Origin of the sequence: Nonomuraea sp. NPDC000554 (assembly GCF_040300065.1) — a bacterium.
Taxonomy (GTDB): domain Bacteria; phylum Actinomycetota; class Actinomycetes; order Streptosporangiales; family Streptosporangiaceae; genus Nonomuraea.
On record NZ_JBEPDC010000022.1, the window covers coordinates 167,676 to 176,293 of the forward strand.

8 protein-coding genes and 1 pseudogene are annotated in these 8,618 nt (G+C 65.9%); 5 read left to right on the forward strand and 4 right to left on the reverse strand.

Going from position 1 to position 8,618, the window contains the following annotated elements:
* Window positions 1-18: 18 nt before the first annotated feature.
* Both ABT294_RS35060 and ABT294_RS35065 read right to left on the reverse strand, forming a co-directional pair.
* Window positions 19-2,085: a hypothetical protein gene (locus tag ABT294_RS35060; protein WP_350810615.1), complete on the reverse strand. Its 2,067-nt coding sequence runs from the start codon at window positions 2,083-2,085 to the stop codon at window positions 19-21.
* A 363-nt stretch (window positions 2,086-2,448) separates the two neighbouring features.
* Entirely contained in the window at window positions 2,449-3,213 is a 765-nt protein-coding gene (locus ABT294_RS35065; RefSeq protein WP_350810616.1) for a class I SAM-dependent methyltransferase, read from the reverse strand.
* Between the two features lie 399 nt (window positions 3,214-3,612).
* Between ABT294_RS35065 and ABT294_RS35070 the strand changes: the two genes are divergently transcribed.
* The 3 genes from ABT294_RS35070 to ABT294_RS35080 all read left to right on the forward strand — a co-directional run bounded on the left by ABT294_RS35070 (window position 3,613) and on the right by ABT294_RS35080 (window position 5,167).
* The gene (locus tag ABT294_RS35070; protein WP_350810628.1) at window positions 3,613-3,906 is read left to right on the forward strand and encodes a VOC family protein; all 294 of its coding nucleotides are present in this window, start codon (window positions 3,613-3,615) and stop codon (window positions 3,904-3,906) included.
* A gap of 86 nt (window positions 3,907-3,992) precedes the next feature.
* Window positions 3,993-4,586, forward strand: a complete 594-nt coding sequence (locus ABT294_RS35075) for a transposase (RefSeq protein WP_350810617.1) — start codon at window positions 3,993-3,995, stop codon at window positions 4,584-4,586.
* 53 nt (window positions 4,587-4,639) lie between these two features.
* Window positions 4,640-5,167 (forward strand): hypothetical protein, encoded by a 528-nt coding sequence (locus ABT294_RS35080; RefSeq protein ID WP_350810618.1) that lies wholly within the window; start codon window positions 4,640-4,642, stop codon window positions 5,165-5,167.
* Window positions 5,168-5,536: 369 nt separating this feature from the next.
* Here ABT294_RS35080 and ABT294_RS35085 read toward each other — a convergent pair.
* Window positions 5,537-5,911, reverse strand: a pseudogene (locus ABT294_RS35085) (methyltransferase); the annotation flags it as partial.
* A gap of 80 nt (window positions 5,912-5,991) precedes the next feature.
* Here ABT294_RS35085 and ABT294_RS35090 point away from each other — a divergent pair.
* Complete coding sequence (locus ABT294_RS35090) at window positions 5,992-6,297, forward strand: hypothetical protein (RefSeq protein WP_350810619.1); 306 nt, start codon at window positions 5,992-5,994, stop codon at window positions 6,295-6,297.
* A 571-nt stretch (window positions 6,298-6,868) separates the two neighbouring features.
* On the forward strand, window positions 6,869-7,507 hold the full coding sequence (locus ABT294_RS35095) for a histidine phosphatase family protein (protein WP_350810620.1): 639 nt from the start codon (window positions 6,869-6,871) through the stop codon (window positions 7,505-7,507).
* 471 nt (window positions 7,508-7,978) lie between these two features.
* On the opposite strand, the gene ABT294_RS35100 is transcribed toward ABT294_RS35095, so the two are convergent.
* Window positions 7,979-8,278, reverse strand: coding sequence for a hypothetical protein (locus ABT294_RS35100; protein ID WP_350810621.1), 300 nt, complete (start codon window positions 8,276-8,278; stop codon window positions 7,979-7,981).
* Between the last annotated feature and the right edge of the window lie 340 nt (window positions 8,279-8,618).

The window sequence follows — 8,618 nt, forward strand, 5'->3', positions numbered from 1 at the left end:
AAGTCATAATCCAAGCTTTTACTGCTTCAGTTCGCCGAGAAGTGCCAGCGCCTGCTCGGCGAAACCGGCGTGACCGGAGTCGGCCGCGCGTCGAAGCGCGGCGCGGTCGCCTCGCATCTCACCCACCCGGAAGGCAGCCTCGGCGACCAACTCAGGGTCGTCCGTTCCACTCAAGGTGAGGTCATACCATCGAAGGGACTCTTCTTCATCTCCGAGCCAATAACAAAGCTCGCCCAGATGTGCCGCCGCCAGCTCGGCATTCTCATCATCAGATTCGACGACAGGCCCGTACCATCGCAGCGCATCGGGGAGATCGCGGGCGATCTTGGCCAGATAACCAAGCTGCATCGCTGCCCGATGGACCAACGCCGGTTGGCCGCTCGCCGCCGCGCGCAGCCACCATTCCTGGGCCCTTCCCATATCGTCGACGCTCTGCGCACGATTTCCGAGAAACATCATTGCCTCGGCCGCGCCCTTGTCGCCCTCTTCGGCGATTTTGAGAAGCAGGGACCGTGCCCGATGTTCGCGTCCTGCTCGGTGGAGGAGGCGCGCGTGGGCGAAGGCCGCGTACGAGTCCCCGGCGGCAAGCTCCGGGCCGGCCTTCTCGGTCGCCGCCTTCCGTGCCGCCTCTGCAACCACCGGATCGCCGGTCTCGTCCAGAATCCGGGCCAGGGTGACGAGCGCCTGTGCGGCCGGTTCGGTCCCGCCGAGCTCGTCGACGCTCGTCCAGTAGGCCGCGAGGGCCCAGGCCCCGGCCTCGTCCTCGGGTTCGCCAAAGGTCGCGTAGTGATCACCGAGCTCGGCGTATGCAGCTGCCGCCAGCCCCGGGAAGCGGGCACCGGCCGTTTCCGCGATGTACCCCACTTCCTTGGGCAGGTGCATGGCCACCATCGTCCGCATCAGGCGCTCACCGATGGCGGCTGCGACCTCCTCCGGGTAGGCGTTCCCGCTTTCGAGCGCGTGCCGCCACATCGTCGACCCGAGCTCGGCCGTCACACGCAACTCCAGCAGGGCGGCCACTGCGTCGTGGTCGCCCTTGCGGCCATGGACGAACGCCAGGTCGGCGGCGATCAGGGCCATGCGGGTGAGGTCGAGGGCGCCGCCGGGCTCCGTTCCGTCCGCGGTCTCGAAGTCGCCGTCGAGAAGGGCCATAGCGAAGTCGATCACCTCGTCCCCGCCGTCGTACGCGCGCCTCAGCTCGTTCAGCGCCCCGAAGCGGTCACCCTCGCTCATGAGCCGATGCGCGCGCTCCACGGGGGACACCATGCCCGCCCGCTCGCGGGCCTCGCCCATGAACTCGGGCATTCCGAAGGCGTGCACGATCAGGAACGCGGCCCGCGCGTCCGCGTCCCGGCCCTCCCCGGAGAGCCGGACGCAGAGCTCCAAGGCCGCCCTCGCCTCGTGGGCGACACGGTCGTCGAAGTCTAAGGCGTCGAGGTCGATGTCGAGATCGTCAAGGGCCAGGAGCGCCCGCACCGTAGCCTCGGGGTCGTCGACGGCGGTCGCGCGTCGGAACGCGTGAGCCGCCCCTTCCCCGTCGCCCCGGTCCTTGAGGATCAGGCCGCGACGCACCAACTGACCGCCCGCTACCGTCCAGCCCCATGAGGCGAAGCCGGTGCCCATTCCCTGGCCCTCGCGGAGCGGCTCCAGCCAGCGCGCGTCGGTGACGACGACGTCGTAGTCAGCTTGGACGAGTTGGTCCTCGTGCTCCCATCGTTCATGCCACCGGTGGAGGCGCCGATCGAGTTCCGTGTAGTGGGTTTCGTACCAGCCTGCGAGCTCATCGCCAGCGGGGAGGTTCCGCGCAGCGACCCTCTCCACACTCTCAATGAAGCGACCTGCGTTCGCTTCGACCCAGTCCGGGTCGAGGGTGTCTTCAAGCGGGACGAGGCCGTTGAGCGGGCCGCGCCGCCGTCCCGCCTCCCCGTCGGCGGCCTGCCACAGCACGCCGAAGAAGAAGCTCCGCCCCTCAGGAAGGAGATTCCTGTGAGGCTGGGACGGATCGTAGTCGGCCAGGAACACGCGCAGGCGCACGCGCCGCTCGTCCAGCTCCAGTGCGCGGACACCGTGGGTGTAGATGATCATTCAGCCTCGATCGTTGATCATGAGCAGGGTCGGTGGCCATGAACCATAGGGCCGAGCCGTCTTGCTCTCGGGCTTTTTCGAGAATTCGAGCCGCGGCTGTTGAGCTGGGTCAACGCGAAGGAGGGGGCATCTGACGCAGGCTTCTCCGAACTAACGCCTGCGCATCCAATGAGGGCGATTTCTGGGTGTCCACGGTTGGCGGAACGCGCTGTCGGCGGCATGAGTGGGTGCTCAGGGATCGGCCCGCCGCTGCGGCGAAGCAGCCCGAGGTGCTTGTGGTCGACCGACTGCTCGGCCAGCTCCCGCGACGATCCGTCCGGCTCGCCGCCGTGTTGCTCCGACAATGCTGCGAGGCCGCGGCGGTCAGCCGGCCTGCAGGACGAAGAACAGGAAACCCAGGAAGCTCGTGCCAGTGAGCTCGCGGAATACCTCGGGGAACAATTCGCGGGCAGCGGGCACGGGCGGTGGTTCGCTGATGACGCTGATGCGAAAGCCAGCCGCGGTGAAGGCGTCGGTCATCGCGTGCAGCGGCCGGTCCCAGAAGTTCAACCGGGCGGTCTGCCCGCCCATGGTCCATTCTTCGGCCCGGTTGCGGGTCTCGAAATAGTTGGTCTTCTCCCCGGCCAAGCGATGCATAAGGTAGATGGCGAAAGGATGCTCGACCGACACGATGAGTCGGCCGCCAGGCGTCAGCACGCGTCGCAACTCGGCCAGCGTCGGTCCCCAGTCTTCCAGGTAGTGCAGCACCAGGGACGCGATGACATCGTCGAACGCGCCGTCGGGAAAGAGCAGCGGGCCGGCCAAGTCCGCGACCCGCAGGTCCGCGTCGGCGCCCAGCCGCCGTCGGGCCAATTCCAGCATCCCGGCACTCGCGTCGATGCCGGTCACGACGGCACCCCGATCGCGCAGCGCGGCGAACAGGGGGCCCGACCCGCAGCCGGCGTCGAGGATCCGCCGACCGGTCACGTCCCCGGCGAGCTCCAGCATCGCGGGCCGCTCGTAGTACGCGTTCAGGAGGCTGGTCTCGTTCTCGGCCGTGTACCCCTCGGCGATGCTGTCGTAGCCGTTTGTCCGGGCCGGATCAGCGGGAAGTTCGCGGTCTTCTGGAACCGGAGTCATGCGGCTCATCCTGGCACGCCGAGCTTGCCCATGCCCCCGTGATGCGTCCGGATCGGCCCCCGGACCAGAGTCCAGTGATTCCGCAGGAAGCGCCAAGCGGCAATCACTGATCCCCGAAAAGAAGGCGCGTGCGCAGGTGCCGATGGAGACCTTGCGTCGTTCGAAGTTTCTCTGCACCAAGCAAGCCGACACGCCCAGACCAGAGACCAACAGTCCGACACATGTGTTGCCGTGGCGTGCGCTGTTCGGCATACAGGTCCGTGGCGGACACCTGCTCATGCCGGTGAGAACAAGCCGTTGTCATCAGCATGCTGGCATGCTGTCGGTGTGATCGGACGCCTCGAGAAGACCGTGATTGACTGCCCTGATCCGTGCGCTCTCGCGGAGTTCTACTGCCAAGTGCTGGGGATGAGGGTTGATGAACATATCGACGGTTGGGTGGTCATCGGCGCGGAACCCGGCCTCCGGCAGTTGGCCTTTCAGAGGGCTACCCCGTGGGTTCCACCACGCTGGCCCGACCCGGCATATCCTCAGCAAATGCACCTCGACATTCGGGTGAGTGATCCTGATCAGGCCGAGCAGAAGCTGCTTGCTCTGGGTGCCATCCGTGTCGCAGGTGAACATGAGACGGGCTTTCGGGTCTTCACTGATCCCGTCGGGCACCCATTCTGTATTGTCTTCGGTCGCCATAGTTCAAGCTGAGCTGCTCACCGCTCCTGCCGCAGGACCCGGGCCAGGAAGAGTGCATCCTCTTCTGTGTTCTGCCCACCCGCCCCGGGCCAGTCACCGTGCTGGGCATTGACGAGGTCCGCCGCCGCCGTCCTCGCTGGATGCTGGAGGAGGCCACCGGCACCTGGACGACGGCGGTGGATCGCTGGCATACCGGCTTCGTGGACCTGTCCGGCGACCAGGGCCTGCTCGACCAGGTAGAGGGCCGCACCGTCTCCGCTGTCACCGGCTGGCTCAGCGAACGTGATGCGGCCTGGCGCGCGCAGGTGACCTTCGTCGCGATCGACATGTGCACCATCTTCAAATCCGCCGTACGCGCCGTGTCGCCGCACGCCACGCTGGTGGTCGACCGCTTACACGTCGTGCAACTGGCCAACCAGGCGCTCGCTGAGGTCCGCCGCCGCCTCACCGTGCAGATCCGTGGGCGGCGAGGCCGCAAGGGCAACCGTGAATGGGAGCTGCGCAACCGGCTCACCCGCTCCGCGGCCCGGATACACGCCTCCCAGCTCGATCCGATGGTCGATGACCTGCAAGCCCTGCCCGCACGGCTGGGCCGGCCGATCCTGGCCGCCTGGAACGCCAAGGAAGACCTGCGGTTACGCACTCGCTGCGCCACTACTCGCAGAAGCCGCGGATGCCTCAACCCCACCTAATGTCGAAGATCCCCTTACGGCACTTCATCCCTGTGCGCGATAGTTTCGTCTACGTGACCGAGCTTTCGAGGGTCGCCACTGCCCGACTTCGCGGCCGGGGCTCCATGCTGTTCGCCCTGGTAGGGCCAGCGTTCGCCCTCCTGTATGCGGGCGTCTGCCTCACTGCCATCCGGCTGGCCGAGATCGCGGCCCGCACCTCCTGGGGTGGCCACGTCCCCGGGGACGATGTCGTCGGCCAGACAGCGTCGCACACGTGGACATGGTCATGGCGGTTTGCCCTCGCCGTCGCAGTCACGGGAGCAGTGGTGTCCGGTTCCGGGCTGCTCGCGCTCCGGCGCCGCGTACGTCGCGGTGCCGTCATACTGGCCACCGCTCTTCACGTGCTTTACATCCCGGTACTGCTACTCGTGTGGGAGGGCACGATGGCGATACCGACCAACGACACGACCGGTTTCAGCAAGAGTCTCCCCTGGTGGTACCGTCCGGCGGCGGCCGCCGTCCTTCTGGCGGTCGTGCCGGTACAACTCGCCTTCCTGGTCAGGTTAGCCAGACAGCGCCGGCGAGTCCGAACTCGCTCCTGAGATTGCTCTGCTTCACGGGGCCAACCACGTGATCAAGACCATCGCCTGTGACTCCCACGGTTTCCGTGCCCCCGAATCACAACGGCTCCGCGCTCGCTGCGCCACCATGCGAAAGAGCCGCGAATTCCTCAACCCCGTTTAACTTCGATGAGCCCCTGTCTGCCGTAGGTAAGCAAGAGCGAGGTCGAAGCCCTCGACTTCACCAAGCCATGCCTCGCGCTCGGCGCATGCCCGGCGGGCCAACAGGTCCTTCCTCGATCCCATCAAGCCCGGGGCCGCATTTTCGGGTTTATGGCGAGCATGGGACAGCGCAAACACGAGTGCTCATGCTGGCAAGGGAGTCCATCCGGGCGCACGCAGCCGCCCGGCTCAACCTTTGCACCTTGTCAAGCGGCAGGCCGTGGTCGGGATGCCGCAGAAGTTTGGGTTAGGGCGGAAGGTGAAGTAGTCGACTTTCCAGCCGTCTTTGATGAGGTCTTGGTGGGCGATGGCCTGTCTGGTGAATCCTTCTTCGTCGGTGAGTCGCTTGAGGTAGGCCAGGTCACCCGATGCGCTGAAGAAGATCAGCATGCGTCCGTCGGGTGTCAAGTACCGTCTGGCGTTGCGAAAGAAAGTAGTCATCGCCCGGTAGTTCTCGTCAGTGGTGGCGGCCTCGAAGAGATCGCGCGCGGCGAACCATCGAAACGGCGGGTCGAAGATGATCAGGTCGAAACGGCCGTCGACGCGGCTGAACACGTCACTGTGGCGGGTCGCAGCTACATCCGTGAATGCCTGGTCGCAACCTCAGCAGCCGCGCACCTCACCATCACCGGTGAACCCCTCGAATGGCGGCCTCACGACTCCGGAGAATCTTCGTCACCGACGCCCTGCGCTCCGGACTCCCACCCCACATCGACGCCAAAATCTGCGGCAATGCCCTGCTCGACACCACGATGGGTTATGCCGCGATCTACCCCGAAGACGTGATCACTCACCATCGGGCGTTCATCGCCCAGCGCCGAGCCGAGTGGCTCAGCGAGGAATACCGCGACCTCACCCCAGGCGAATGGGAAGAGTTCCTCGCCCATTTCGAGCTGAGAAAGGTCGCGCTCGGAGTATGCGGCCGCGACTTCGGAACCCCTTGTGCATGAAAACGCCTGCGTCAGATGCCCCCTCCTTCGCGTTGACCCAGCTCAGAAGCCCCGGCTCGAAGAGATCCACGCCAACCTCATCGACCGTCTCGCCGAGGCCAAGGATTAAGGCTGGCTCGGTGAAGTCGCCGCCATCGAGACCACCCTCGCCGCCGCTGACCAGAAGCTCCAGGTCATGCGAGAGGCAGCCGCTCGCACGACCGTCAGCCTCGGCATGCCTGACATCCGCCGGTCCGTCGGTCGCTCGACCGGAAGCAGCACGTGACACGCCGAGAAGAACACCAGCCCAAGAACTGTCGCCACGCGAGTTGCCAACCTGGAGGCCGAGGGACTGCAAATCAGCCTCGCCGGTCACACGACAGAAACTCGCTCAGCGCGACGACCTCGAGGCCCGCGGCTCATCGCCATCCACCTAGGGATGCCGTACTTCGCCCACGTTGTCGGATTGCACCATCGCCGCGGACATCCCGTGACCACGGTTGGCGACAGAGCCGTGATCGCCGAAATGCAGAGAACTCGGGGAGCACTCTTAAGATCACTCAGAACAGCCCCCTACAGGAAGAGCTCACTCATGCGCACCATTTACGTCGTCACCCATCCGGAGGCGACGCACCACGTCGAGAGGGTCGTTGGCGGCTGGCATGATTCGCATCTGACGCCAGCCGGCCTCAGCGCGGCGGCCTCCATTGCCCACGCGCTGCGGGCTCAGATCCCGGACGGCGCCGATGTGGAGCTGTTCTCCTCGGATCTGCAACGCACCCGGCAAACGGCCGAGAAGGTTGCCGAGCTGTTCGGCGTGACACCGATCCTGGACCGCAGACTGCGGGAGAAATCCTACGGAGAGGCGGGGGGAAGGCCACAGGAATGGCTGGACCAGCGATTCATCCCGCCGCCGGCTGCCGGAGAGCGGCTGGAACACGACGAGGGCGTGGAGGGTGCCGAGACCAAGGCGGCGTTGGCACAGCGCATCTACGCGGCCATGGACGAGATCGTGCAACGCCCCTGCGAACACCAGATCATCGTGACCCACGGTGGCTCCCTGACATTCGTCGTGACGTCCTGGATCAAGATGCCGATCAAGGCGGTCGGTCATGCCAGTTTCCGGGTGCCATCCGGCAGCATCACCACGCTGCGCGAAGACGACTACTTCCACAACCGCACGGTCGTGAACCTCGGTGACACCCGCCATCTCGACTCCGCCGAAGGCTGACCTCTACCTGGCCCGCTTCGACGGCCAACGAGGTGACGTGCCACCGCTGAGCAGACTCCGTCCCATGATGCTGCGCCAATCCGCAAGAGCCGGGCCGCCCGCGACACGCCGAGCGGCAGGCCATCAAAGACTCTTACGGTCACGTTCAGTCACCTAACAGGTTCTCGATGACCTTGAACCTCCTTCAAGATCAGTTCGGTTAAGCAGGCGTGTTCATGCTGGCAGGGCGTCCCGTAGGGCCGAGCGCAGCCTCCTAGCTCGCCTTTGCGCTGGTCGAAGTGTTCTTCGAACGACTCGGTCACCGGGCGGCACTCATCGGTCGGTCGGGCCTGGCGGCGGCGGTTGAAGTACGCCTGGTAGTGGCGGACGAGGTCATCGTTGAACACCGCTAACGGCACCGTCGGACATCGGAACTGTCTGAATACCTCGCCATGCGGGGCCCTGTGGCTTTGGGGCCGGTAGTCGTGGTGGTCACATGTTGATCCGCAGGGCGGTGGTGAGGGCTCTGAACTCGGTGATGCCGAGAACTCGCCCGGCCAAGGCGTAGAGGGCGGCTCCGGTCGCGGCTGCGGTGCAGACCGTGATGAGCGAGCCGGTCCAGTCCGTCCCGATCGTGGTGCCGACCGAAGCGCGCGTTCTCGTCGGGGCGCATATCGGCTTGTAGCGGTAGGCGGTCGCCCGGGAGATGCGGTGATCGCGGCCGAGTTTGGGGATGTCGTGCTCGCCTCGGAACCAGCACAGCACCATGACCGCTTGCCGGAACGGGGTCAAGGCCCGGCCGCCTTTCGGGGTACCGCGCGGTCGGCGTTCTTCGTGCAGGAGCCGGGCGAGGTACTGAACGAGTCCGCGAGAGACGTCGAGCGTGGCACGATGAGCAATCACGTGGAGCCTTCCGGCTGATCGGGTTTCTTGTGGTGAGAGCTCTTCTACCGGGGCCTCCACGTCTGTTTCGGCCTTCGGCGACTCCTCCCGAAAGGCCCGGAACGCCGCCAACGGCGCCCAAGAAATCCCCATCGCGCTGTAGGGTCGGGAGCTGGCGCGGTGGCGTCTCCTGGCGGTAGGGCTCGGGGCCTGTCTTCCGCCGGTTTCCCAGTCGGCTGTGCTCTCCCCG